Source organism: Helicobacter felis ATCC 49179, assembly GCF_000200595.1.
In the GTDB taxonomy this organism is placed as follows: Bacteria; Campylobacterota; Campylobacteria; order Campylobacterales; family Helicobacteraceae; genus Helicobacter; species Helicobacter felis.
This window is the reverse complement of record NC_014810.2, coordinates 1,052,848-1,077,838: the sequence shown is the minus strand read 5'-3', so window position 1 is coordinate 1,077,838 and position 24,991 is coordinate 1,052,848. Positions and strand designations below refer to the sequence as shown.

21 protein-coding genes are annotated in these 24,991 nt (G+C 45.4%); 15 read left to right on the top strand and 6 right to left on the bottom strand.

All coding sequences use genetic code 11. The features are described from left to right. Nucleotides 1–46 precede the first annotated feature (46 nt). Together HFELIS_RS05405 and HFELIS_RS05400 are read left to right on the top strand one after the other, a co-directional pair. Nucleotides 47–2,674: a phosphoenolpyruvate carboxylase gene (locus tag HFELIS_RS05405; RefSeq protein WP_013469531.1), complete on the top strand. Its 2,628-nt coding sequence runs from the start codon at nucleotides 47–49 to the stop codon at nucleotides 2,672–2,674. Between the two features lies 1 nt (nucleotide 2,675). Next, nucleotides 2,676–4,403: a hypothetical protein gene (locus HFELIS_RS05400; RefSeq protein ID WP_013469530.1), complete on the top strand. Its 1,728-nt coding sequence runs from the start codon at nucleotides 2,676–2,678 to the stop codon at nucleotides 4,401–4,403. 35 nt (nucleotides 4,404–4,438) lie between these two features. Here HFELIS_RS05400 and HFELIS_RS05395 read toward each other — a convergent pair whose 3' ends face one another. Continuing rightward, the gene (locus HFELIS_RS05395) at nucleotides 4,439–5,269 is read right to left on the bottom strand and encodes an outer membrane protein (protein ID WP_013469529.1); all 831 of its coding nucleotides are present in this window, start codon (nucleotides 5,267–5,269) and stop codon (nucleotides 4,439–4,441) included. A gap of 205 nt (nucleotides 5,270–5,474) precedes the next feature. Between HFELIS_RS05395 and flgG the strand changes: the two genes are divergently transcribed. The 4 genes from flgG to HFELIS_RS05375 all read left to right on the top strand — a co-directional run bounded on the left by flgG (nucleotide 5,475) and on the right by HFELIS_RS05375 (nucleotide 11,185). After that, nucleotides 5,475–6,263: a flagellar basal-body rod protein FlgG gene (gene flgG, locus HFELIS_RS05390; RefSeq protein WP_006016181.1), complete on the top strand. Its 789-nt coding sequence runs from the start codon at nucleotides 5,475–5,477 to the stop codon at nucleotides 6,261–6,263. A gap of 192 nt (nucleotides 6,264–6,455) precedes the next feature. Further along, entirely contained in the window at nucleotides 6,456–8,414 is a 1,959-nt protein-coding gene (locus HFELIS_RS08525) for a methyl-accepting chemotaxis protein (protein ID WP_013469528.1), read from the top strand. Between the two features lie 57 nt (nucleotides 8,415–8,471). Then, complete coding sequence (gene gabT, locus HFELIS_RS05380; RefSeq protein WP_013469527.1) at nucleotides 8,472–9,761, top strand: 4-aminobutyrate--2-oxoglutarate transaminase; 1,290 nt, start codon at nucleotides 8,472–8,474, stop codon at nucleotides 9,759–9,761. Next, nucleotides 9,758–11,185: an NAD-dependent succinate-semialdehyde dehydrogenase gene (locus HFELIS_RS05375; protein ID WP_013469526.1), complete on the top strand. Its 1,428-nt coding sequence runs from the start codon at nucleotides 9,758–9,760 to the stop codon at nucleotides 11,183–11,185. Before gabT ends, HFELIS_RS05375 begins: the two co-directional genes overlap by 4 nt. A 68-nt stretch (nucleotides 11,186–11,253) precedes the next feature. Here the strand turns inward: HFELIS_RS05375 and HFELIS_RS05370 are convergent, their stop codons facing one another. The 5 genes from HFELIS_RS05370 to HFELIS_RS05350 all read right to left on the bottom strand — a co-directional run bounded on the left by HFELIS_RS05370 (nucleotide 11,254) and on the right by HFELIS_RS05350 (nucleotide 17,960). Further along, entirely contained in the window at nucleotides 11,254–12,135 is an 882-nt protein-coding gene (locus HFELIS_RS05370) for an outer membrane protein (RefSeq protein WP_013469525.1), read from the bottom strand. 137 nt (nucleotides 12,136–12,272) lie between these two features. Further along, nucleotides 12,273–15,392 carry an efflux RND transporter permease subunit gene (locus tag HFELIS_RS05365; protein ID WP_013469524.1) on the bottom strand — a complete coding sequence of 1,040 codons (3,120 nt, stop codon included), beginning with the start codon at nucleotides 15,390–15,392 and terminating at the stop codon, nucleotides 12,273–12,275. Further along, nucleotides 15,392–16,336, bottom strand: a complete 945-nt coding sequence (locus HFELIS_RS05360) for an efflux RND transporter periplasmic adaptor subunit (protein ID WP_013469523.1) — start codon at nucleotides 16,334–16,336, stop codon at nucleotides 15,392–15,394. Before HFELIS_RS05360 ends, HFELIS_RS05365 begins: the two co-directional genes overlap by 1 nt. After that, nucleotides 16,333–17,559 (bottom strand): copper resistance outer membrane protein CrdB, encoded by a 1,227-nt coding sequence (gene crdB, locus HFELIS_RS05355; protein ID WP_231844155.1) that lies wholly within the window; start codon nucleotides 17,557–17,559, stop codon nucleotides 16,333–16,335. The genes HFELIS_RS05360 and crdB overlap by 4 nt, the downstream gene beginning before the upstream one ends. 23 nt (nucleotides 17,560–17,582) lie before the next feature. Continuing rightward, the gene (locus HFELIS_RS05350) at nucleotides 17,583–17,960 is read right to left on the bottom strand and encodes a FixH family protein (protein ID WP_013469521.1); all 378 of its coding nucleotides are present in this window, start codon (nucleotides 17,958–17,960) and stop codon (nucleotides 17,583–17,585) included. Between the two features lie 112 nt (nucleotides 17,961–18,072). Between HFELIS_RS05350 and fumC the strand changes: the two genes are divergently transcribed. The 9 genes from fumC to HFELIS_RS05305 all read left to right on the top strand — a co-directional run bounded on the left by fumC (nucleotide 18,073) and on the right by HFELIS_RS05305 (nucleotide 24,860). Next, nucleotides 18,073–19,464: a class II fumarate hydratase gene (gene fumC, locus HFELIS_RS05345; RefSeq protein ID WP_013469520.1), complete on the top strand. Its 1,392-nt coding sequence runs from the start codon at nucleotides 18,073–18,075 to the stop codon at nucleotides 19,462–19,464. Nucleotide 19,465: 1 nt separating this feature from the next. Then, nucleotides 19,466–20,443: a DNA polymerase III subunit delta gene (holA, locus tag HFELIS_RS05340; protein WP_013469519.1), complete on the top strand. Its 978-nt coding sequence runs from the start codon at nucleotides 19,466–19,468 to the stop codon at nucleotides 20,441–20,443. Between the two features lie 62 nt (nucleotides 20,444–20,505). After that, a complete protein-coding gene (rpsF, locus tag HFELIS_RS05335; RefSeq protein WP_013469518.1) occupies nucleotides 20,506–20,928 on the top strand; it encodes a 30S ribosomal protein S6 in 423 nt (140 codons plus the stop codon). Further along, nucleotides 20,918–21,367, top strand: a complete 450-nt coding sequence (ssb, locus tag HFELIS_RS05330; RefSeq protein WP_013469517.1) for a single-stranded DNA-binding protein — start codon at nucleotides 20,918–20,920, stop codon at nucleotides 21,365–21,367. The genes rpsF and ssb overlap by 11 nt, the downstream gene beginning before the upstream one ends. A 12-nt stretch (nucleotides 21,368–21,379) precedes the next feature. Continuing rightward, nucleotides 21,380–21,634, top strand: a complete 255-nt coding sequence (gene rpsR, locus HFELIS_RS05325; protein WP_013469516.1) for a 30S ribosomal protein S18 — start codon at nucleotides 21,380–21,382, stop codon at nucleotides 21,632–21,634. 69 nt (nucleotides 21,635–21,703) lie between these two features. After that, entirely contained in the window at nucleotides 21,704–22,225 is a 522-nt protein-coding gene (locus HFELIS_RS05320) for an LPP20 family lipoprotein (protein ID WP_013469515.1), read from the top strand. A 23-nt stretch (nucleotides 22,226–22,248) separates the two neighbouring features. Further along, complete coding sequence (locus tag HFELIS_RS05315) at nucleotides 22,249–22,653, top strand: hypothetical protein (protein ID WP_148229941.1); 405 nt, start codon at nucleotides 22,249–22,251, stop codon at nucleotides 22,651–22,653. Next, on the top strand, nucleotides 22,640–23,266 hold the full coding sequence (gene lpoB, locus HFELIS_RS05310; RefSeq protein ID WP_013469513.1) for a penicillin-binding protein activator LpoB: 627 nt from the start codon (nucleotides 22,640–22,642) through the stop codon (nucleotides 23,264–23,266). Before HFELIS_RS05315 ends, lpoB begins: the two co-directional genes overlap by 14 nt. Nucleotides 23,267–23,510: 244 nt before the next feature. Next, nucleotides 23,511–24,860 carry a Na+/H+ antiporter NhaC family protein gene (locus HFELIS_RS05305; RefSeq protein ID WP_013469512.1) on the top strand — a complete coding sequence of 450 codons (1,350 nt, stop codon included), beginning with the start codon at nucleotides 23,511–23,513 and terminating at the stop codon, nucleotides 24,858–24,860. Nucleotides 24,861–24,991 lie beyond the last annotated feature (131 nt).

Below are 24,991 nucleotides of genomic sequence, written 5' to 3'. Positions count from 1 at the left end.
ATATGGATTTTAAGAAAAAATAACTTAAACTTGTGCAGGGGAAGCGATGCGCCAACACCCGCAGGTAGAACGAGAACTCGAGTTTCTCCACGACTTGGTCGTAAATGTTTTAGACACTTTCAGCCCCACCATCACAAACCACTTTTTGCGCCTTAAAAACCTCTTTGAAAATACGGAGCACTCCCAAGAACAGATAGAGATAGCTTTCAGGGAGATCGCCGCCTCTGAGCAGATCTTAGGCGTGATCAAGGCTTTTTCTCTCTACAATATCCTAATTAATATCGTAGAAGAACGGCATAAAAACCAACAACCCGCGCGCTTGCAAGAAACCTACCAAGAATTGCTAGATACCGGTTTTGAGGCAAAAAAGTTAAAAGGCGTGTTAGAGAATATCCAGTTTTACCCCGTTTTCACTGCCCACCCCACCGAGTCGATGCGCCGCACTTTCTTAGAAGCTATTCAAGAGATGTATCATGACCTTTCTTTAGTCTTTGACAATGCGTGTAACCAAGACATGGTCACACATGCCAAAAAACATCTAAATTACCGCTTAGGTCTTTTGTGGAAGAGCCACTTAATACGCCAAGAGAGACTAGAAGTTCTCTTTGAGTTGGACAATCTACTCTATATTTTGCAACATTCGATTTTGCCTAGCTGTCGCGATCTTTTGGGGACAATTCAAAAAATGCTAGATAAACCTCTTGAACATTGCCCTTTATGCTTAGGGAGTTGGATCGGGGGCGATCGAGATGGCAATCCCTTTGTGAGCAACGCCCTTTTACAGCAGGTGGTCAGTATCCAGCATGAGTTCATTATCAAGACCTACTTAGAATATACCGCCAAACTCCAAAGAGAACTCTCCATCGCCCTAGATTTCTGCCCCATCTCAGAGGCTTTAAAGATCGATCTGCAAGACTCTTACCACCAACTTGATCCCACCAGCGCGCGCCTGCATGTCAAAGAGCCTTTTCGCGCAAAGCTGATTTTAATGGAGCAAAAACTCAAAAACCGCCTCATCGCTTTGAGTGCGCCCCTAGAGATCGAATTTGCTTATAAAAATCCACGCGAACTCTTAGAGGACATCGATCTTTTGTTAGAAAACCTAGAGCCTAGTCTGTCTCAACCCTTATTGGATTTTAGACATCTTGTTCTCTTGGCTGGATTTCATCTCTTGTCTTTGGATTTTAGAGAACATAGAGATGTTTTTCTTTATGCCATTAGCGAGGTGTTTTGCCATTTGGGCTTGGCAACTAGCGATTTTTACGCCTTAGAAGAGGAGGCTAAATTAGAGATTCTTAGCCACGCCCTAAGCCAAGAGCCCACCACTCTACAATCTTTGATGGTGAGTCCGGAGTGTAAGCGTCTCTTAGAAGCCTTTAGCCACATCGTGTGGGCTAAGAGTCGTATCGGTGCTGAAATTTTTCACTCCATCATTGTTTCCATGACCACGCAAGCAAGCGATCTGCTCTGTGTGCTGTGGTTGGCTAAACAAAGCCGCCTAGTCAGTAAAAATCTCAAAATTTATATCACGCCCCTTTTTGAAACCATCGCCGATCTCCAGCACGCCCAAGTAATCATGCGCACTCTTAGCCAAAACCCCCATTACCGCGCTTATTTGGAGATTATGGAGTTTAAACAGGCGATCATGGTGGGTTATTCGGATTCGAGCAAGGATGGGGGTATTTTTGCGAGCAATTATAATCTTCATAACGCCATCAGCGCGCTTGTAGATTTAGAACAAGAATTAGGGATTAAATTTATTCTTTTCCATGGACGCGGGGGGAGTGTGAGTCGGGGTGGGGGGGATTTACAAAACGCCCTTTTGAGCGCGCCCGCACACAGCGTTAAAACCACCCTAAAGCTCACCGAACAAGGGGAGACCATTAGCTCACGCTACCTCAACCCAGCTAGCGCGCACTCTAATTTAGCCAATGTCATGGGCGCGCTTTTAAAAAAGAACACTTTGGATCGTTATTCTCCCCTGCCCAAAGTCCCCTTGCACTCCTCTTTAAAAACCATCTCAGAAGTTTCTTATACTACTTATCGCGATCTCATTTACCACACCCCGGGCTTTTTAGACTACTTTAAACAGGCAACTCCCATTGCCTTTATTCAAGAACTTAATTTAGGTTCGCGCCCCTCTAAGCGCAAAGAGAGTAGTAAGATCGAGGATTTGCGCGCCATCCCTTGGGTCTTTGCATGGACACAAAACCGCAGTTTGTTGCCCGCGTGGTATGGGGTGGGGAGTGGTTTAGAGAGTGTGGGGGATTTTGAGGCGTTGCGATCGCTTTATGGCAAAGATGGTTTTTTTAAAGCGGTGTTAGATAACATTGCCCAAGCCCTCTTAAAAGTGGATTTAAGCATTGCTAAAGAGTATCACAAATTCGCTATCCATAACCCCAGTGCTCTAAATATTTGGGAGCGCATTGAAAAAGAGTTTGTAAAAACCATGCGCGCGGTTTTGATCATCCGCTCAGAAGACAAATTGCTGGATAAAGACCCTAGTGTGCAAGAAGGTATTCTTTTGCGCACCCCCTACATTAACGCCCTCAATCACTTACAAATTGCTCTCATCTCTGCTTTTAAGCAACAAGAGGGGGATTTAGAGCAGCTTAAAATTTACATCCATAGCACCATTGTAGGAATCGCTCAAGGCATGCGCAACACGGGCTGACATGAAAAAATGCTTAATTCTAGTTCTTTTTCTCTGCGCTCAGGCGCAAGCCCTGCAAATCCAGCTTTTAGAAAACCTCAATCTACACGCCCGCGGGGGCAAATTTAGAGGGTATGTTCTTTATAAAAATGCCCCTCAAAAACATCTAATAGTGCATGGACACTTCCAACTCTTGGGGCGCGATCTGCTCTTAGAGGCCACCTCTTTGCAAAAACTCAAACCCCACACAAAAACTCTACGCCTCTCTAAAGTGCAGGCTAAACAACGCCTAGAAAAAATCCCCGCTACAATCCCTAAGAGAAGCCGCGTGTTTTTTAAAGATGCCAACCCCCAGCAAATGGCACTTTTATTAGGTCTCAACCCTAAACAATACGCCCAGGATCAAAATTCTATCTTGGGACAAAATCGCACCGATTCTATGGGTTTGACACACACCACACAAGATAATTTGAATCAAAATGCGCGCGCCTCTAACACCAAATCCTACAGGCGTTCTAGTGCACGCACGCGCTCCTACCGCTCTAAGAGTGTTCGTTCTAGCTCTAAGCGTTCTAGCAGGTCTGCCACTTCACGCGCCCACTCTGCACGCGCACCCCGCATCGCGCACCCCACCCGATCGCGCGCTTCTAGCACGCGCTCTACGCGTTCATCAAGCCGATCCAATCGTAGCTCTAACTACACTTCACGCACAAACCCTACCCCTCAAACGACCCTTTCTCAATCCCATAATTCTAGCACCCCTCAAGTCTTACAGCCTCAAAATTCCTACACGGCTCCTAACCCCTACACTCCAACCCCTCCACTAATGCCCATCCCTAATTCCTACATCCCACCCCAAGCCCATAATGCCTCCCCTAGCGCATCTGCGCCCACTTCCACCTCTCCAAAAAACCCCACCACGCTACCAAGTCCAAGCACTTCTCCAAACCCCACCCAAACTCCTCCAACAACTCCTAAGAACTTAGCTAGTGTGCCCCAAACCACCTCTCCTACACCTAGCCCCGGTATGGGGAGTTTTGAGGAAGTGCCTTGTGGGAATTGGACCTATGATGATGAAAAATTAGAGGCTAGTCGCCCTACCGTGTTAAGATCGCTAGATAAAGCCAGTGGGCAGTATTTGAGCATGGGAGCATGCGATTTTAGTGCCGATGCCTCTAGTGGCAAAACTGGTAAAATCACTCTAGCCTACACTCAACTCCCCGATAAGATTGAGGTTTTAGGTCCTACAAAAACCACGCACACTTTTAGTCTAACCCGGGCTTCTGTAGCGACTAGGCGTTGTTATAAAGCCCGCACGCGCCAATGTTTTTGGCCTGAGCAAACCAAACAAGAATGGAGCAGCACCTACTCCACCACCACCACTAAAACCACCAAGACTTATCAACGCCCCGTGCAAGTGGGAGCTTCTGCTCCTACGGAATTGGTGCGCCTCCTTGTCGAACACAAAGCCGAGCGCAAAACAGATGTCAAGATCAAAGATTTAGGCTTGAGCGAGGATTTTATGAAATTTGTAGAGGTTTATGAAAAACAATATTTAGAAGATAGCCTTAAAAACTCGCCTGAATACACCCAATGGGAAAAAGATTTTGCCCGCCCCGGGCAAGGAAGTTGCGCAGAATACAAAGTTGAAGAGCCGGCTAAGAGCCTTAAAGTCCTCCCTAGTATCAAAAATACTAGCGTTATCTGTGTGCGTAGAGGGGATTACTTGTTGGAAAAACCCCAGTCATAGAGCAAGAGCTGGCGCGCTCGCGCCAAAGCAGAGTTTTAAAAATTCACCACATAATTAGCAAAGAACACGATCAAGCGTCTAAACTCCAAACTACCAATGGATTGACTTTTATCAACGAAATAAGGTGTGGTGATCACAGGCGCGCGCACCCCTATCTCAAACCCATTGTGTTTGCTTATATTGCCACGCACTCCAAAGTTAAAGGCAAATTGCACATAATTAGGGGAATAACTGGCTTGTTTGCCCAGTTTTTTAGCTCTTTGTTCATAAGAAGTTTTTGTAGAAGTGCAGGCCACCCCATTTTTGTCTGCACTTACATTGTAGTTGACAGTAGCGCATGAGTTGTTGCCCTCGCCCAAGAACCAAGAAGTGCCCCCTAGCATGATACCTCCAAAAATCCCAAAAGAGCGCGTGTCGCTTTGAAAGAAATCAATGAGCACATCCCACCCCGCGCCATAAAAAAGATTGGTGAGCGCGCCATTTGTTAGAGTGTAAGAAATAGTATTAACACTGCCATCGCTATTAAGCGTAACATTATAGTCTTGCGGGTAGCTGTAAGCCCCCCCCTGCGCGCTAAACATGGCGTAATAGCGCATCCCAAAGCGTTTTTTCTTGCCAAAGAATTGTTTATAACCTAACTGCACATCGCCCCCAAAGAGATTTCCTGAAGTGGCATCGGTAGTCGCACTATCCAATCCTTTACTAGAAAAAACACTATTAGCACTCCCCCCAGCGCCCATATTGGAATACTGGAATCCAATAGAAAAATACCCGCCATTATTCCCAGCACTCAAAGGTGCTAAAGCGCAACACATCCACGCGCCCATTGTAAAAAATTTCCTGCGTATGAATTTATGAACTAACATAACACTTCCTAATAATACAAAAATATGTTTAGTATTCTAAAGAAAACTAAAAGTGTTGTCAAGGTGTTTAATATTTTCTAAATATACACCAAAAATTAAAAATTAGACACTCTTTGGATGGAAAACTAAGGGCCGTGGCATGGATTTTAAGACTTGAAAAAAAGAATTTAGGTTAGAATAAACCACTCCAATACAAAGGCTAGTTATGCTACGATCTCTTTATAGCGCGACCACCGGGATGTTAGGCCAACAAACCCATATCGACACCACCTCTAACAACATCGCCAATGTCAACACTGTGGGCTTTAAAAAACAGCGCGCTGATTTTAATGACCTCTTTTACCAAGCTTTGCAATACGCGGGCACTTCTACCTCTGATACCACCAAGTCCCCCAATGGAATTGAGGTGGGCTTGGGCGTGCGCACTTCCAGTGTTACCAAAATGTTTTCACAAGGCAGTCCCAAAGAAACTGAAAATAACCTAGACATTGCTATCACGGGTAAGGGTTTTTTCCAGATCCAAATGCCCGATGGCTCGACTGCTTACACGCGCGCGGGCAATTTTAAAATTGACGATCAGGGCAATATGGTTACCACTGAGGGGTATTTGCTCATCCCTCAAATCACTTTTCCCCAAGACACCACCCAAATTAGTATCGGGGTCGATGGCACGGTGAGCGTAACACAAGGCAATGCGAGCACTTCCAATGTGATTGGACAGATCACTTTGGCCAATTTTATCAATCCGGCCGGCTTGCATGCTTTGGGAGATAATCTTTTGGCTGTAACTTCGGCAAGTGGTCCAGCTATCGTGGGGAATCCTAATGGAGATGGCTATGGACAATTGCGCCAAGGCTTCTTAGAACTTAGCAATGTGCGTCTTGTTGAGGAGATGACTGACTTAATCACCGCCCAGCGCGCCTATGAAGCTAATTCTAAGACTATCCAAACAGCAGATAACATGCTCCAAACAGTCAATAGCCTGAAACGCTAGGGCATACTTCCTTTTGTAGAGAGTATTTTCTCATTGCTTGAATACAAGCTAGACTTGGTCTGGCTTGTTATGTGTTCCTAAAATCCTTGCAGCTTAAAGCCAATTTTCAACACTCTATTGAGGAGTGTGTTACCTAGATCATCGATTTTTTAAGCCATGTTATCATTGTAGAAAACAACTAGAGGAGATTTTATGTTTTTCAAATGGAGTAAAAATCGCCAATTAGAACCATCAGCCCCCACTCGCACCACAAACTTCTTTATCTCTCAGCAAGAGTTAGCACACCTAAAAATAGAGGCAATGGCCCTAATTGCCTTTGTGCCCGCCTCCATAGATTTTAAGGCAACGGTAGATACGCTTGAGAGGCAGTGTGCCAATGTCCGCGTGCGTTTAGCACTCCAAACAGCTGGACAAATTGGTTGCAACCCGAATAATCTTTACAATCTTAACTGCCCAGATCAAATTCTTATCCATCTTTTGAGTCCCGATCTGTTTGTAGCTATTGAGACTTTTATGGTGGACACACTTTGTGCAGATCTGCAAAGAGGGGAAATTAGCATGGATTTAGACACGCGCAAACATAAGATCAAAGAGCAGATCGAACAGCATGTGCGCCCTTCCATGCATGTCGGACCTAGTGATACCTTTATTTTGAGCTATTTTCCAGGTTTGACCTCTTCGGAGAGCTTTTTCTTAGAGGGTTTGATCAGTTCCAATGTGCCCTTAAGCAATCTAGTTGGGGGGAGTGCGGGGGGTAAATTGGATTTTAAAGAATCTTTGCTCTCTTTTAATGGACAAATCAGTGGCCAAAAAGCAGTGTTAACTTATTGTAAGTTACGACCGGGTTATCATTACGACATTTTTACCACACATAATTTTGCAAAGACTTCTACTTCTTTTATCATTGGAGAGTGTATTCCAGAACTCAGACAAGTTAAATCTTTCCTTATCAATAAGGAGCTCGTGAGCGCAGCTGATGTCCTTTGCGCACATTTCAAATGCTCACAAGAGGAATTGACTCAAGCGTTGGTGGGTTATACTTTTGCAGTGGAAATGTATGGGCAAATCTTTGTGCGCTCTGTGGGCACCATCAATGCAGATAAGAGCATCACATTTTTCTGCGACCTTTATTTTGGCGAGCGACTCTTTTTGGTCAAATCTGGGAATTTTGTACAAGACACGCAACAAGCCTACACAAAATTTTTAAGGGGACGCAAACCATTAAGTATTTTGCTCAATGACTGCATCCTACGGCGACTCAACAACCAGACAGCCTTAGATCAATTTAAAGAGTTGGATAATTGCCCCATTAGTGGCTTTTCTACCTTTGGAGAAATTTCCTTTAGCCTGCACCAAAACCAAACCCTTACGGCTCTTTGTATCTTTAAGGGCGAACCAGATAAAGTCGCTCCACGCAACTTTTTCACCCATTTTAGGGATACTCTTTTGCACTATGAACGAATCAAGAGCAATCGTCTTAAAGCAAATGTTGTCATCAAAAATACTTTACTAGAGCAATACGCGGGCTATAATCAGATCATGAGCACAAATCAAACCCATCTAAGAGACATTGCGACCAAAGCAACTGCCAACAATGAATATGTCCGCACAGTGCGCCAAGAAGCCTTAAAACTCCATGATTCCATGAGCAGTCTCAAAGAACTTTCTGCAACTCTATCGCACACTGTAGATACGATCAATCAACATACGATAGAAGTTTCAGAAGCACTGCAAAAAATCGATCGCGTGTCTTACCAGACGAACCTACTCGCACTCAATGCTTCTATTGAGGCTGCGCGTGCAGGATCGCATGGACGCGGGTTTGCAGTGGTGGCTGATGAGGTGGGCAATCTGGCCAATGGAGTCCAGCAACGCCTAGAAGAGATTCAAAGCACCTTCGCTTCGATGGGCAAGGCGGTGAAAAATATCGAAAATGCTGCCAAAGCAGTTCTTAATGCCTCTGATGAGAACAACGCGAGTTTAGACTCTTTGCATGGAGCTATGACATCTTTAGAAACGCAATCCCAAGAGATGGAGAAAATAGCCCAACAAAGCCTAGTAGATCTTGCTCATGTGCAAGAGCAGATCGAGGATGTGAAAACTAATATCCAACAAAACCAAGAGTTAGTGAAAAAATTGCACCTCTCTTAGAGGGCTTGTTTAAGTATTTGCTATACAATTCCTACATCAAAGAAGTAAGGAGTCAACATGGATGATTTGCGCGCGCGCAGAATGGCTGCCACACCTAGAGGCATCGGGATTGTGTGTGATTGGTTTATCAAAGAAGCGCAGAATGCCACGCTCACTAGCACGGATGGGCGCGAGTTTATCGACTTTGCGGCTGGAATTGCGGTTTTAAATGTGGGGCATCGCCACCCGCGCGTGATCAAAGCCGTGCAAGAGCAGTTAGAACACTTTACCCATAGTGCTTACCAAGTTACCCCCTATGAAAGTTATGTAGAATTGGCTGAAAAAATCAACGATCTAGCTCCCATCAGCGGGGCTAAGAAAACTTGCTTTTTTACCACAGGGGGCGAGGCGACAGAAAACGCCATCAAAATTGCCAAAGGGCACACCAAACGCTATGGAGTGATTGCCTTTGGGGGCGCGTTTCACGGGCGCACTTCTATGGCAGTGAGCATGACTGGCAAAGTTTCTCCCTATAAGGCTGAGATTGGCGCAGGAATGCCCGGGGTTTATCACGCCTATTATCCCAACGCCTTGCATGGGGTGAGCACCAAAGACGCGCTAAAAAGTTTAGAGTTCATTTGTAAAGCCTCTATCTCTGCTTTAGATGTGGCAGCCATCATTTTTGAGCCCGTGCAAGGAGAAGGAGGCTTTAACCCCGCCCCCCTAGATTTCGTGCAAGGCTTGCGAGAGTTTTGCAACACGCATGGGATTGTTTTAATCGCTGATGAGGTGCAAACTGGCTTTGCGCGCACGGGGAAAACTTTTGCAATGGAGTATTTTAGTGCCCAAGCCGACCTAATTTGTATGGCTAAGAGTTTAGGCGGAGGGTTGCCCATTTCAGGCGTAGTGGGGCGCGCGGATTTGATGGATTCTTTGAGCGCAGGAGGGATGGGGGGCACTTATGCGGGCAACCCATTAGCTACCAGTGCTGCCCTAGAAGTGCTTAAAATTATCCATGATGAAAAATTGAACGCGCGCGCGTTGGAGCTAGGTCAAGAGCTTATGGACTTTTTAAACCATCTCAAAAAAGAGGAAAATATCCCCCAAATGGCGCAAGTGCGGGGCTTGGGCTCTATGGTCGCCCTAGAACTCTTTGAGGGGGATCATCCCAGCTCTGAGCTAGCCAAAGCCATTCAAAAAGAAGCGATGGATCGCGGGCTTTTATTGCTCACATGCGGATCGTATGCCAATGTGATTCGCTTCCTCTACCCACTCACTATCCCCCATGCCCAATTTAAAAAAGGTTTGGACATTTTGGCCCAATCCATTAAGCAAGCTATCAAATCTTCCAAAAAGGCTATTTCATGAATTTTGACCTCCTTAAACACCCCTTTGTGAGCGCGACTCCTAAAGAGGGTTTTATTCCTGTAGTCAACCCGGCCACTCTTCAAGAGATTGCCTATGTTAAAAGTGTCTCTCAAGAACAAGTTGAGCAGATCATCTCTCAAGCCTACAGGGCGCAAAAAGAATGGGCGGGCAAACTCGCCCTAGAGAGGGCCAATATTTTGCTCCAATGGCGCGCCTTGCTCTTAGAAAATTTAGAAGATTTAGCCCGCATTCTCACCCAAGAGATGGGCAAGCCCCTCAAAGAGGCGCGCTCTGAAATTACCTATGGGGCGAATTATCTGCGCTGGTTTGCCGAAGAGGCGCGCCGTGTGGATGGGGACATTCTGCCTAGCGTGGTGGAGGGGCAAAAAATCTTAGTGCTCAAACAGCCTATTGGGGTGTGTGCAGCCATCACCCCCTGGAACTTCCCCTCAGGGATGATCGCGCGCAAGGCCGCCCCTGCGCTGGCTTGTGGGTGTAGTATGGTGGTCAAACCGGCAAGCCAAACCCCCCTAAGTGCGTACGCGCTCGAAGTTCTAGCCCTGCGTGCGGGTGTGCCTGAGGGGGTGATTAGCGTCATAACAGGGGACACGCGTATGATCTCTGAGGTGCTTTGTCAAAGCGAATGGGTGCGTAAACTCAGCTTCACAGGCTCTACAGAAGTGGGCAAGATTTTAGTTAGACAGAGTGCTAACACGCTTAAAAAGCTCTCTTTGGAGCTAGGGGGTAATGCGCCCTTTATTGTCTTTGAAGACGCGAATTTAGAAAAGGCGGCTGAGGGGATTTTGCATTCCAAATTTAGAAATAGTGGGCAAACTTGCGTATGCGCCAATCGTATTTATGTGCAAAAAAGTGTGTATGAGCCCTTGAGCAGTATTTTAAAACGCAAAGTAGAAGCCTTGAAACTAGGCAATGGCTTAGAAGAATCCACCACACAAGGACCTCTTATTGACTCTAAAGCGGTGGTTAAAGTGCAAGAACATATCATGGACGCCACTAGCAAGGGCGCGCAGATTTTAAGCGGAGGCAAGCCTAGCACGCTAGGGGCAAGTTTTTTTGAGCCTACCATTTTGACCGGGGTTACTCAAAGCATGGCGGTGGCTAAAGAAGAAACTTTTGGACCTCTAGCCCCGCTTTTTAGCTTCGAGCATGAAGAAGAGGTGTTAGCATGGGCAAATGATACCCAATACGGGTTGGCGGCCTATTTTTACACCCAAAACCTTGCGCGCGTCTTTAGAGTGGGTGAGGCGTTAGAATATGGCATGGTTGGGGTAAACTCGGGGCATATTTCCACAGAAACCGCGCCCTTTGGAGGGGTGAAGCAAAGCGGCATGGGGCGTGAGGGTTCTAAATATGGCATAGAGGATTACTTAGAAATCAAATACATGGGTGTCAAGTTAGATTAAAGGGAAGGTGGAGAGGGTTTACTTGCTTAAGTGGCGTAGCAAGAGCCTTTTGCTACGCATCAATTTATCTAGAAGTTATAAACATAGTTCCAGTACAGGGCTACATTGCGTCTAAAGGCGAGTGTAGCTTTTGAGTTTTTTCCCCCTCCGATCAAGGCATTCAGATGACGCGTGTTTGTGATTGTGAAATAAGGGGCATCGATGGTAGGGATGCGCACACCAAACTCAAAGCCTTGATGTTTGCTTAGATTAGTCCTAAAGCCCATATTGATGATAAACTGCACAAAAGTAGGGGAAAATTTGGCACTAGCCCCAGTATTCATACCGTTGATATAATAAGCCAATGAACTCCAAGATTTATCCATAGTTGTGCCACAAGAATGCTCGGTAATTTTAGGCGCACGAGAATAAGCAGGCCATCTACAACTGGCATTTCCTGTAGCCTTGCCCATAATCCATGAGCTTCCTCCAATCATCACACCGGCAAAAACTCCTAGAGTGCGTTCGTTTTTCTCATAGAAGTTAAAAAGAGCGTCTAGACCCGCTCCATAAAAGAGATTGCTAGCAGGCTGATTAACAAACCCACTACTAATACCACTAAACTCCCCCCCCTGTCCGCTAAATATGCCATAGTAGCGTAAGCCAAAATGTTTTTTTTGACCAAAAAATTGCCTGTAGCCAAATTGAATATCTACCCCAAAAAGATTGCCATTCATAGCAGTTGGCATAGCATATGGTAAGAGCTTGTCATTTTCAACGGTCTGTAAACCCAGTGTATTTGCCCCAGGAAGACTTCCATCAGGCATTACAATAGCTGTTTTATCTGTGCTCGTTCTTCCAGCAAAATTTGAATATTGAAACCCACCCTGCACATACAAACCGCTCTCTTCAGCACCCAACAGACACGCGCCACACAAACTGCCAACTAACACCGCTTTTTTCAAAACCACAAGCCACCTTTTCTTAAAAATTTATGCAGTATCCGTTAAGTTGTCTAAAGCGATGCTTAAAATTATGCACCCTTTAATGCAGTGGCTAGAGCACCACATCTAGCTTAAATTTAAACATTTTGTTGATTGGATGATATTTAAGGGCGCAAATTTGAGAGTTTATCCCCCTTGTTGAAATTTTGCGCGCTTTTAATCACAAAATACGCGCTAGGGATGATAAAGAGGGTCAAAACCACGCTAGTGATCATCCCCCCTAGCATGGGCGCGGCGATGGCGTGCATGATCTCAGAGCCTACCCCGTGCGAATACATGATAGGGATCAAAGAGACCAAGATACTAAAAAAGGTCATCAATTTAGGGCGCACGCGTTGCACCGCTCCGTGCATGATCGCCTCTTTGAGTCTAGCGCGGGTGTGCTCACCCTCTTTTAAGAAATGTTGGTAAGCGTCCTCCAAATAGATGATCATCACAATTGCGGTTTCAGAGGCGACACCCAAGAGGGCTAAAAAGCCCACTAGAGCGGCGATACTCAAGTTAAGCCCCATGAGCTGCATAAACACCAGCCCCCCCAAAAAGGCAAAGGGCAGAGTAAGAAAGCAGAGTAAGGAATTGGTAGTATTCTTGAGCGCAAAGACGATGAGAATAAAAATCACAAAGATGCTCAAGGGCACAATGTAGCGCAAAGTGGCAAAGGCTTCATCTAAATATTGGCTCTCCCCGGAAAACTCGTAATAGTAGCCGCTGGGGAGCTTGAAACTCTCTAAGGCTTTAAGCGCGGCTTGGCGGTAAGTCTCTGAACTCACCCCATTTTTAGGCACGATGTAAATAAAATGCACTCCTAGCCCCTTTTCGCTTTTGAGCACGGCCGGGGCATTTTCATAGTAAATATTAGCAAAGGTGCGCAGAGGCACAAAACTATAGGGGGTTTTGATGTAAAGATTTTCTAAACTCTCAATATTGTTGCGTTGCACATCTTTAAGGCGCACAGAGATAGGGTAACTCTCTACCCCGTCTAAAAGGGTACTAATGGCAGAACCTCCCATGCCAAAATTCACCATATCTAGCACATTCTGCTTAGTGATATTGTATTCAGCAAGCTTTTCAGGGCGCAGATCCACATTAAGATAATAGCCATTATTAGACTTCTCAGCAAAGACAGAGAGAGACTCGGGGAGATTTTTGAGTTGTTGCTCCATGCTAATGGCGAGGCTTTGCAAGAGCGCGGGGTCTTTGCCATAGAGTTTAATGCCTAAGGGGGTGCGAATCCCAGTTAAGAGCATGTCAATGCGGCCGCGAATGGGGTAGGTCCAAGAATTAACCAAGCCTTTCACCTGTAGGGCGTGCTCAAGCTTTTCTCTAAGTTGCTTGTAGGTGATTTGCTCCTTCCACTCCGATCTAGGCTTGAGCTCAATATAGGTTTCTAGCATGGAGAGTGCGGCCGGATCGGTGCTGGTATTTGCCCGCCCGGCTTTGCCAAAGACCTGTTTGACCTCATCTAGGCTTTTGATAATGGCGTTAGTTTTTTCTAAATATGTTTTAGCCGTGTCAATGCCTACCGCATTCGTGGTTACGGGCATGTACATCACCACGCCCTCATTGATGGCCGGGATAAACTCCCAGTTGAGCTTTTTATAGGCAAAGTAAAGCCCCCCTAAGCCTAGCACGCTTAGGGCTAAAAAGAGAAATCTAAAGCGCAACACAAAGGAGAGCATCGCCCCATAGGTGCTAATAAAAAACGCGTTGATGGGGTTTTTAGCCTCTTCGCGGATTTTACCCTTGATAAAAAAGATCATCAAAATAGGCACAATGCTAATAGAAAGCAACGCCCCAATCAACATCGCAAAGGTTTTAGTATAAGCTAGGGGGGAGAAAAGCCGCTCTTCTTGCCCGCTTAAGTTGAAAATGGGCAAGAAGGACACCACAATGATCATCAGGGCAAAGAAGATCGCCGGTCCGACTTGTTGCACGCCCTTAATGATCGCACTTTGGCGCGCGCGCTCATCTTGCATATTGGTGTGTTGCAAATACTTATGCGCGTTTTCTACCATTACAATCGCCGCATCCACCATCGCCCCAATGGCAATAGCAATCCCCCCCAAGCTCATAATGCTCGCCTCAATATTAAAAAAGTGCATCAGCAAAAAGCTCAAGCACACACATAAGGGCAGAGTGATGATCACCACTAGCGCGCTTCGTAGGTGCAATAAGAAGAGCGCGATGATGACTAAGACGATGACACTTTCTTCTATGAGTGTGTGGATGAGATTAGCCACCCCCTTTTCAATGAGTTCGCTACGATCATAGACGGGCACGATCTGCACATCTGGGTTACTCTCTTGCAAAGTGGCGATCTTTTCTTTAATGCGCCCTAAAATGCTATAGGTATCGGCATGGTAGCGCACCATCACCACCCCGCCTACTACTTCGTCCGTGCCATTGAGATTTGCCACCGAGCGGCGCGGCTTGGGGGTTAAGTTGAGCGTGGCGATGTCTTTGAGCTTGATGGGGGTGAGATTGGGGGTTTTGAGCACAATCTCCCCCAAATCTTTTAAGCTCTTGGTGTAGCCTTGCGCGTGGATGATCTTCTCAAAGCCATTTTCTAAGATCACCCCCCCGCCCATGTCCGCGTTGGATTTTTTAATGGCTTGCACCACATCGGCGACACTTAGATCGTATTTGATCAATGCGTCATTATTCAGCGTAACCTCGTAGTTTTTCTCAAAACCCCCAATACTGGCGACCTCGCTCACCCCATCTACCCCCAACAAGGCGTAGCGAAAATAGAAATCCTGTAAGGTTTTCAACTCAGCTAGATTCTTAGTTTTACTTTTGAGCGCGTATTGATACGCCCAACCAATGGAAGTGGCATCGCTGCCCATCTCTACCTTGACCTCTGCGGGTAGGCGCACGCGCGCCATCTGCTCGGATACGCGATCGCGCGCAAAGTATAAATCTACCTTGTCTTTAAAGATGATGTAAATCAAACCCGTTTCATAGCTAGAAATCCCACGCACGGTTTCAATATCAGCAATCCCCATAAAATTAGACACCAAAGGATAAACTGCCTGTTCTTGCACCACTTGGGGGCTTTGGTTGGGGTAGCTCACCTGCACGACCACCTGCGTGGGCGAGAGATCGGGCAGGGCGTCTAGGCGGGTGTTCTTGATGGCCCATAGCGAGAGCAAGAAGAGCAACACCACCGTCAAGATGACAATGAGCTTATTTTTTAAACTCCATGAAATGATCGTATTGATCATCACTCATCTCCGTTATTGATCGCGTCCGCATCTAAAATAAAGAGGGCGTTTTTAGCCACCTCATCCCCTTGAGCCAACCCCTCTAAAATGGTGTAACTCCCATCGCTATTGCGCTTGACCTTGACCTCTGTGAGTTCAAACTCTCCATCCTCTTTTTTAAAGACGATGGTTTTATCATTTTTGACTAACACCGCCTCTTTGGGCAAGACTAGACCTTTTTGGGCTTTTTGATACAGAGTTACCTTAGCAAACATGTTGGGGAAAAAGAGATTTTGCGGGTTAGTCAGCACAAAGCGCACCTGTAACATTTTAGTTTGAGGGTTGATGAGTGGGTTGATATTGTCTAGTTGTAGGCTAAAATCCCCCTTGATGCCCTCTATGCGTGCGCGTGCGCTGTCCATATGACGCACAAAGTCTAAATCCTCTTGATTGACTTGGGCGATCACATAGAGCGCGCTCAAATCTACAATTTCATAGAGAGTTGCCCCACTCTTGACAAAGCCCCCCTCTTGGATATTCTTAGCAAAGATCACCCCATTAAACTGGGAGCGCATGGGAATGCGGTTGTGGATTTTTTTATCTTTGATGATATTGGCGATTTCTCCCTCTCCTACCCCCAGTAAGCGTAATTTTTCTTTGATCTCTTCGACCTGTCTGTTGAAATGCAGGGCTGAAAGTAGTTCGCTTTGCACCCCTATGAGCGCGGGCGCATACACACTAAAGAGTTTCTGCCCTGCCTTGATGGGCTTGTAGGTTTGATTGGCATAGAGTTTTTCTACATAGCCATCAAAGCGCAGGGTATAGGTGAAGCTCTTTTGTTCGTCTGCTTGCAAGCTGGCATAATACTGCCTAAAGGGGGCGATTTCTTTAAGGGTAACCTTAATAGTGTCCTGTGCGCCCCATAACATGCCAAGTAGAGCTACACATAATCCAATAACTCTCATGGAAGTCCTTTTAAATTTTCTAAAGCCAAATAGGTCGTATTGAGCTCGCTAAGGGTGTCGATCTTAGAGAGCTTGATATTAATGGCATCGTTAAAGGCGTTGTAATAGGTGTTGTAATCCCCGCTAGCAGAGATCAAATTCTTTTCATAAATCTGCACAATGCGCCCACTTGCCTTTAAAATGGTTTCAATGCTAGAGAGATTCTTTTGGAGTTGCGCCATTTTTTTAAACAATTTCTTAGCGCGGTGGCGCACTTGGTTAATGGTGTTATCAATATTATTCAGTGCGACTAAGTGCTCTTGTTTGCGCTGTTGCAAGGTATTGCTCTGTTTGCCATAGATGGGTAGAGGAATGGCTACCCCAATGGTGAACATGTCAAAAATGCGCTGTCTGAAGAGATAATTAGCCGTAACATTGATGTCCTCTAAAAAACTCTTTTTGGCTAGAGTGATATTTTTGCGCGCCTGAGTGTCTTGCAAGCGGGCGATTTTGATGTCATAATTGCTTGCCATGATATTTTGCAATTCCTGCGCGTTGTCTAAAGCCATGTTTTGGGGTGCTAGAGAGAGTAGATCGCTTTGGCTAAAAGTGAGTTCGCTGATATTGATCTTATTGTCTTCTAGTGCGTCTTGTAAATCGTTTTGTTTGATCTCTAGCTGGGATTTAAGCACTTCAATTTTGGCAATAGCGATTAAATCCGGGTTGCTCGCATGTTGGGCGTTGTAGAGTAGGTTCTCTAGGTTATTTAAGGCTTCTTTTAATAGGGCTATTTTTTGGGTGTTCTTATAGACCTGGATCGCGTTGGTGAGCACGCCAATAGCGATCTCTTGCTTGAGTTTTTGCAGTTCCAAGAGCTTTTTTTGGCGTTCTAAATCTAGCACTTGGGCTTGGGTGTGCCTCTTAGTATTCACATCAAATTTTTGGCTCAAACCAACACTAATACTTTGCATGAAGCTAGAATCGAGGATAAAGAAATTAGACACATCGGCGTTGTTATAGCCCACATACAAAATCGGATTATCCCAGCGCGCGGTAGCTCTAGCTTGGGCGCGCAAACTCTCAATCTGGGCTTGTAAGCTGGCAATTTTAGCGTTCTTGTGCAAAAATTTATTGTAAATGCTGGGCAAGTCTAGGCGTTTGTTTGGCAGGGACGCACTCACACTCACAGACTCTAGACTAGTGTCTGAGTGCCACGCCTTTAGCCCCCCCAACGTAAAAAGCACCCCCCAGATCAAAGCCCTTAACTTCATAGATCGATACTGCCCTTGCCTCTGTAGGTTTTTCCTTCTTTGGTTTTAATATCTACTTTAATTTGCCAAGTACCCCCCATAGGTAGATTAACTTTGACATCATAAACCCCATCTTTTTCTTTCACTTGGGCGTTTTCGTGCATGGCGGGCATACCGGGCATTTCAGGCATGCTAAATTTCACCTTGACATGCGCGCCTTTGAGGGGTTTGCCCTTGAGAGTGGGACTTAAAGTAAAATGGTTATTGCCACTCACGGGCTTTTGATCGGATTTTAAAAGGGTGTCCACCTCTTTAGCCTTGATCTTTAAATCCCACGCTTGTAAGCTCCCCAAACTCAAGGCGCACGCTAACGCCAACACATGCCATTTTTTCATCTAAACTCCTTACAAAATAAGATGACACTATGATAGTGTGTTTCTGTGGATCATTTGTGGAAATTAAAGTTAGGCGTGTTAAAATTTCTAATCTTATTGCCAAAGGAGTAACATGTCTTATCGCACTGAACACGACACTATGGGCGAGGTGAAGGTAGAGGATAGCAAGTATTGGGGTGCGCAAACCCAAAGGAGTTTTGAGAACTTTAAAATCGGTGTAGAAAAAATGCCCCCCGCGCTCATTAGAGCCTTTGCTAAATTAAAGCGTTCTGTAGCGGTGGTGAATGCACAACTGGGCAAATTGGATACGCAAAAATCCCAAGCGATCGTGCAAGCCTGCGATGAGGTGATCGCTGGGCAATTAGCCGACATGTTTCCCTTAGCCATTTGGCAAACCGGGAGTGGGACACAGACTAATATGAATGTGAATGAAGTGATTGCCAATCGCGCCACCGAGATTTTAGGTGGGAATTTTAGAGAAAAAAAGCTCATCCACCCCAATGACCATGTGAATATGTCCCAAAGCTCTAATGACACTTTCCCCACAGCTATGCACATTGTGAGCGTGCTAGAATTGCATAAAACCCTTTTGCCCGCGCTAGACAAACTGCACGCCACTTTGCAAGCCAAAAGCCAAGAATTTAAAGACATTATTAAAATCGGACGCACCCATCTGCAAGACGCCACTCCCCTAACTCTAGGGCAGGAATTTAGCGGGTATGTGAGCATGTTGGAGCATTCTAAAGCGCAAATTATGCAGAGTTTGGAGCATTTAAGCGAGCTAGCTATCGGGGGCACAGCGGTGGGCACAGGGCTAAATGCCCACCCCCAACTCTCTGAAAAAGTCGCCGCCGAGTTAAGCCAACTTACCGGCTACACTTTCAAAAGCGCGCCTAATAAATTCCACGCACTCACTAGCCATGACGGCCTCACCTTTGCACATGGTGCGCTTAAAGGTTTGGCGGCTAATTTGATGAAAATTGCCAATGACATTCGATGGCTAGCCAGTGGTCCGCGCTGTGGTTTGGGCGAGATCAATATCCCTGAGAATGAACCGGGGAGCTCCATAATGCCGGGCAAAGTCAATCCTACTCAGTGCGAGGCTTTGACGATGGTGGCTGTGCAGGTGATGGGTAATGACGCAGCAATCGGCTTTGCGGCCTCTCAGGGCAATTTTGAGCTCAATGTCTTTAAACCTGTGATCATCTATAATTTCTTGCAAAGCTTGGAGTTGCTTGCCGATGGCATGGAGAGTTTTAACGCCCATTGCGCGGTGGGAATCACGCCCAATAAAGAAAAAATTGATCACTATTTGCACTACTCTTTAATGTTAGTAACCGCGCTCAATCCTCATATCGGCTATGAAAACGCCGCGAAAGTAGCCAAAAACGCCCATAAAAAACACATCAGCCTCAAAGAATCCGCAGAGGAGCTAGGATTAGTCAAGCCAGAAGATTTTGACAAATTCGTCAATCCGGCCAACATGATCGCGCCTAAGGCGTGAGTTGTATCACCAAGAGTTTTTAAGTTATTTGGAGCGGGCTACGCCCCGCGTGGCGTTGCTCTATGGCGAACCTTTTTATATCGATCACTATGTTAGTGAACTTTTAAAACGCTATGCTCAAGCAGAGCAATACCGCTATTACTTTGGCGATTATGATTTTAAAGCAGTATTGGAGGTCCTAAGCCAAGATTCGCTTTTTGGAGAGGGAAGCGTGGTCTTACTAAAGTTAGATAAAAAACCCGCTAGCAAAGAAATTACCGCCTTGCTAGAAGCTGTGGCTACCTGTCCCAAAAGCGCGCTCATTATTGGTTTCTATCCTCTTAACAAAAATACTTACACTCAAGAATGCAAGCAATTTAGCAGTCAATTCAAGCACCCTAAGCTGATGGAAACGCTTGTAGAAGTGCGCTTTTTCCCTCCTAAGCCCTCTGAATTTTTGGAATTATTGCAAAAAAGGGCGCAGGCACTCAAATTGAATGTCGATTCTCAGGCGTTATCTCTCTTGCTTGAATATAACGACATAGGCATGGCTTACCAAGAACTTGACAAATTGGCCCTTTTGGGGCGACCTATCAACACCGCCGATGTGCAAACACACATGCATGGAGGGGGGGCTATAGAAGCAGAAAGGCTTTTTGAAGCGTTGTTTGAGCGCAAGGGGGATAGTTTAGCGATCTTAAATCGCTTGCAACAAGAAGGTTTAGATGGAGTGGAGTTAGCGCGCGTTGTGGGGCGTTATTTCTACCAACTCGCACTATTTGCTATGCACTTAAAAATGCATGGGGGCGTGCAGGCTAAGGAAATTTTGGGCTTTAACCCTCCGCCCGCTGTATCTGCGCAATTGCGCCAACGCTGCACTCAGCTCAAAGCTCCTATCGAGACTTTTGAAGCGATCAGAGATTGGCATGTGCAAAGTATGCGGGGCGATACAGAAGCAGGGTGGCGTTTTTTAATTAAAATACAAGATTATATTAGTTAGGATAGCGGGCTTAGACCTTGCTCTTCTGTGTTGCAGAAGGGCGTTAACCAAAAGGAGATTTTTTGAAGCACTATGAGACGATGTTTATCCTCAAATCTACGATGGTAGAAGAGGAGATTAAGGAAAAATTAGCTTTTTATCAAGAAGCGATTAATAAGCAAGGTGGAGTGATAGAAGCCACTTTGGATATGGGAATCCGCCAACTTGCCTATGAGATCAAAAAACAGAAGCGCGGTTATTACTTTGTAATCTACTTTAAAGCCCAAGCGCATGCGGTCTTGGAGCTAGAGAGGTTATACCGCATTAATGAGGATGTTCTCCGATTTATTATTCTCAAATACGAGAGCAAAAAAGAACAAAAAGCTTGGCAAACTTTAGTCGATCGCGCCTTGAAAAAACCCGGCACAGAAACCAAACAACGCCTTAAAGAACAGGCCCCTGAGAGCACTAAGGCCACAGAAACTCCCAAGAACGATGTACAATAAGGTTACCTTAGTGGGGCACTTCACACGCGATGTGGAGTTGCGCCATCTACCCAGTGGAAGCCCTTTGGGCAAAACAGGGATTGCAAGCAATCATGTTTTTAAACGCCAAGATGGGAGCAGGGGTGAGGAAACTTGTTTTATAGATTTGGAGCTATGGGGGCGCACTGCAGAGATTGCTAGTCAGTACCTACATAGAGGTTCTAAGGTGCTCATTGAGGGGCGTTTAAAATTTGAAACATGGAGCGATCAGCAAGGCAACAAGAAAAGCAAGCATGCGATTGTGGTAGAAAACCTTGTGATGCTGGATTCTAAACGCGAGAGTCAAGGGGGAGGGGCTTGGGAGCAAAAACCCCCTTTGACAAACAATTACAACTCTGCGCCCAAAAGGGAGACAGAGCCAATCCCTGAGATTAATATCAGTGATGACATGCCATTTTAAGAAAGGATAACTATGGAAAAAAAAAGATACTCTAAACGCTATTGCAAATACACAGAGGCCAAGATCGAGTTTATTGACTATAAGGATCTCGAACTACTCCGCTATTCTCTCTCAGAGCGCTATAAAATTATGCCTAGGCGTTTGACTGGCAATAGTAAGAAGTGGCAAGAGCGCGTAGAGGTGGCGATCAAGCGTGCGCGGCATATGGCTTTGATTCCCTATGTGGTGGATCGCAAAAAAGTGGTAGAAAACCCTTTTAGAGTGTGATTAAGAGTTAAAATTGGTCTAATATGCTAGACTTCGCACTGTCTTTTGAATCTTTGACAAGGAGTTTAAATGGTTTCTCAAAAGCTTAAGTGGGCGTTTTTGGCAGGTAGCATTGTAGCCGCTTTGGTTATCGCGGGGTGCGGTGAGCCTGAGTCGGGCGTGAGCAAGGCCAACAAAGAATATAGTGCTCAAACTAAAGGTGCGCCTAAGTGGGTTAATGGCGATCTTAACGATGTCAATATGCACAGCAAAGAATATAGCTCTACATTCTTAGGAAGAGGTGAATCCGAAATTTTAGAAGGGGATGTGAGTTACGCTACAGAACAGGCTGCACTCTTAGCGAGGGCTAATTTAGCCACAAATCTTAAATCTACATTAACTAAAGATGTGCAAAATCAGAAAAGCAGTAGTGGCAAAGCGATGGAAAAAAACACTAGTGCTATGATCAGCGAAAAGGTGGATCGCGAGCTCACGGCAACTAAGCAAATTGCTCGTTGGGTCGGTAAAGATAGAGTGTGGGTTTTGGTTGGCCTAGATCAAGACATTGTTTATAAAATCCGTGCGGAACTAGGATTAAAGCCTAAGCAATAATGCTCAAAAAGGTATGGGGGGTTTTGGGATTGTGCCTTTTGGGGTGCGCGAGCGGTGCTCCTAAGTGGATTACTCGGTGTGCTGATCCTGCGGCTGTCTATAAAGATAGCGTTTTGGCTTGCGGAGTGTCTGAAATTTTGGAGGGGGCTAGCGATGATGCTTTGAATCTTGCAGCTATGCAGGCGCGTTCTAAGTTGGCAGATTTTGTCCTTTTAAAACACAAAAGCGACTCTTCTAAGGCAAGCGTAGAACTTCGGGGGACACGAATCAAAGCCGAGTGGGTAGCGCAAGAGAGAGCTTATGTGTTAGTGGAGATGGACTCTCAGGCGTTGGCGGCTTCTAGCATTGTTCCAAAACACAAATATCCAACTCAGGAAGATCCTAAAGAACAAATTAAACAGAAGGCAGAAGAAGATGATAAAAAATAAAAAAGTTTGGGCAAGTTGCGTAGTGGGTGCCTTGGTATTGGCAGGGTGTGGGGGCAATAATGTAAGCTATATTGCTCCTCAAGATCAGGCCAAATATGCGACAGCAGGCTTAGATTATCATGACATTGAAGCGGCTGCAAAAACGGCTGTAACCTCTATGTTGCAAAGTCCAGATGTTCAGGGTCTTAGCAAACCTAAGTATGTGATTGCAGTTTCAGATGTGATTAATGACACCATGCAACATTTTGATACCCAGCAACTCACACAACTTGTAATCCAAACTCTTAAAGATCAAATTCATGGTAAATTCTATGTAACCAAGGCGATTGCAGGGAGTGGGGGCAGTGAGGATGCGATGATCAATCGGGCGCGCCAATTACGCAACAACGATGAGTTTAACCAAGAAACTACCAAAGAGAAAGGCACTTTAGATGCCCCCGATCTTTCTTTGAGTGGAAAAGTGATCCAAAGAAATGCTAAAGTGAGTTCGAGCAAACAACGCATTGACTATATTTTTATCCTCTCTTTGACTAGCATTGGCAATGGTTTAGAGGTGTGGAGTCGAGAATTCCCTATTTCTAAATTGGGTAGCAACAAGTCTGTGTCTTGGTAACTGTCTTTTAGAGTTTTTTAAGAGTGCCACTGGGCGGTGGCGCGTTTTTCTTTTTAATTCAGTCTTTTTATGTTCTTGCAGGGTTTTGTGCTATAATAAAGACTTCTAATTTTCTGTTTTAAGGGGTTTTTATGGTGTCTTTTGTGGTGGCACAGAGAGCTAAGCGTTTTTCCTTACACCTTAGCGATCTGATGTGTATGGGCGATTTTTTTTCTTATCCCCATTCTACACATAAAGGACATGCATGCAAGAGTTTAAACAGGAGACTTACCACACCCAACCTAGCGCGCTAGGACTTATTCCTTTCTTTGTTTTTATTGTTGTCTATTTGGGCACAGGAATCTATTTAGAATTGGTGGGGGTTAACATGGGTTTTTACCAACTCCCCGGGCCCGTGGCTGCAAGTGTGGGGGTGGCTAGTGCTTTTTTGCTCTTTAAAAGCGATCTTAATCAAAAATTTGATGACTTTCTGACTGGTTGTGGAGATAAGAATATTATGACCATGTGTGTGGTCTATCTCTTGGCCGGGGCTTTTGCTGTTGTGAGTAAAGTGATGGGGGGTGTGGATTCTACGGTGAATTTAGGATTGACTTACATTCCCGTGGAATACCTTGCTGCAGGCTTGTTTGTGATCGCTTCTTTCATTTCTACGGCGATTGGCACGAGTGTGGGCGCAATTGTTGCCCTGGGACCCATTGGGGTGGGTTTGGCCGAACAAAGCGGGCTCTCCATAGCACTAGCTTTAGCCGCCGTGATGGGAGGGGCCATGTTTGGCGATAATCTCTCCATCATCTCAGACACCACCATTGCTAGCACACGCACTCAAGATGTGGCCATGAAAGATAAGTTTAAAATCAATCTCTACATCGCTTTGCCTGCAAGTCTGTTCACTATCGCGTTACTCCTCATTTATGGACGACCTGTTAATGTTGTGCCTCTGCACCCTCATGATTTCCAGTTTGTCAAAACTTTGCCCTATCTCTTTGTTTTAACGCTGGCCCTGTTGGGTTTAAATGTATTTTTGGTTCTTTTTGTAGGGATTTTGCTCTCTGGAGCGATTGGACTCTACTATGGTCATTTCACACTCTTAAGTTTTGGCAAAGAAATTTATCATGGTTTTTCTAGCATGCAGGAGATTTTTTTACTCTCTTTATTAACTGGAGGGATTGCCTTTATGGTAACGCGTGAGGGGGGGGTAGCATGGGTCATTTCTAAAATTGAAAAACTCATCATAGGACCCAAGAGCGCAAAAGTAGGCATGGCAGGCTTAGTGAGTGTGGTAGATTTAGCTGTCGCAAATAACACGGTGGCCATTGTGATTGTGGGTGAGATCGCCAAAAGAATTAGTGTAAAATTTGGTGTGGATCGGCGCGAGAGCGCAGTGATCTTGGATATTTTCTCATGCATTTTTCAAGGCTTGATCCCCTATGGCGCGCAAATGCTCATTTTGCTCGGATTTGCTAAGGGAAGTGTGGGTTTTTTATCTGTGCTTCCTTTATTGTGGTATCAGGGACTCTTGGGGGTCTTTACATTGCTCTACATTCTTTGGAGACCTTATAGCGCATGGGTGCTCAAGAATGCCACCAAAATATAGGCTCTGTGTCCTGTTCATGTTTTCATCATATTTTTATGTTATAATAGGGGATTAAATCATTAAAAAAGGTGAGCGATGAAGCAAAAGGTGCGTGTGGGTCAGACTTGGCGTTTTGCCCCCCTACCTCTATG

What these genes read in the sequence shown, in the direction of transcription:
- HFELIS_RS05395 (WP_013469529.1), bottom strand. Translation starts at nt 5,269, where the DNA reads ATGTTAGTTCATAAATTCATACGCAGGAAATTTTTTACAATGGGCGCG.
- HFELIS_RS08525 (WP_013469528.1), top strand. Translation starts at nt 6,456, where the DNA reads ATGTTTTTCAAATGGAGTAAAAATCGCCAATTAGAACCATCAGCCCCC.
- HFELIS_RS05320 (WP_013469515.1), top strand. Translation starts at nt 21,704, where the DNA reads ATGGTTTCTCAAAAGCTTAAGTGGGCGTTTTTGGCAGGTAGCATTGTA.
- lpoB (WP_013469513.1), top strand. Translation starts at nt 22,640, where the DNA reads ATGATAAAAAATAAAAAAGTTTGGGCAAGTTGCGTAGTGGGTGCCTTG.
- ssb (WP_013469517.1), top strand. Translation starts at nt 20,918, where the DNA reads ATGTACAATAAGGTTACCTTAGTGGGGCACTTCACACGCGATGTGGAG.
- HFELIS_RS05350 (WP_013469521.1), bottom strand. Translation starts at nt 17,960, where the DNA reads ATGAAAAAATGGCATGTGTTGGCGTTAGCGTGCGCCTTGAGTTTGGGG.
- rpsR (WP_013469516.1), top strand. Translation starts at nt 21,380, where the DNA reads ATGGAAAAAAAAAGATACTCTAAACGCTATTGCAAATACACAGAGGCC.
- flgG (WP_006016181.1), top strand. Translation starts at nt 5,475, where the DNA reads ATGCTACGATCTCTTTATAGCGCGACCACCGGGATGTTAGGCCAACAA.
- HFELIS_RS05360 (WP_013469523.1), bottom strand. Translation starts at nt 16,336, where the DNA reads ATGAGAGTTATTGGATTATGTGTAGCTCTACTTGGCATGTTATGGGGC.
- HFELIS_RS05365 (WP_013469524.1), bottom strand. Translation starts at nt 15,392, where the DNA reads ATGATCAATACGATCATTTCATGGAGTTTAAAAAATAAGCTCATTGTC.
- HFELIS_RS05305 (WP_013469512.1), top strand. Translation starts at nt 23,511, where the DNA reads ATGCAAGAGTTTAAACAGGAGACTTACCACACCCAACCTAGCGCGCTA.
- HFELIS_RS05400 (WP_013469530.1), top strand. Translation starts at nt 2,676, where the DNA reads ATGAAAAAATGCTTAATTCTAGTTCTTTTTCTCTGCGCTCAGGCGCAA.
- HFELIS_RS05375 (WP_013469526.1), top strand. Translation starts at nt 9,758, where the DNA reads ATGAATTTTGACCTCCTTAAACACCCCTTTGTGAGCGCGACTCCTAAA.
- fumC (WP_013469520.1), top strand. Translation starts at nt 18,073, where the DNA reads ATGTCTTATCGCACTGAACACGACACTATGGGCGAGGTGAAGGTAGAG.
- gabT (WP_013469527.1), top strand. Translation starts at nt 8,472, where the DNA reads ATGGATGATTTGCGCGCGCGCAGAATGGCTGCCACACCTAGAGGCATC.
- HFELIS_RS05405 (WP_013469531.1), top strand. Translation starts at nt 47, where the DNA reads ATGCGCCAACACCCGCAGGTAGAACGAGAACTCGAGTTTCTCCACGAC.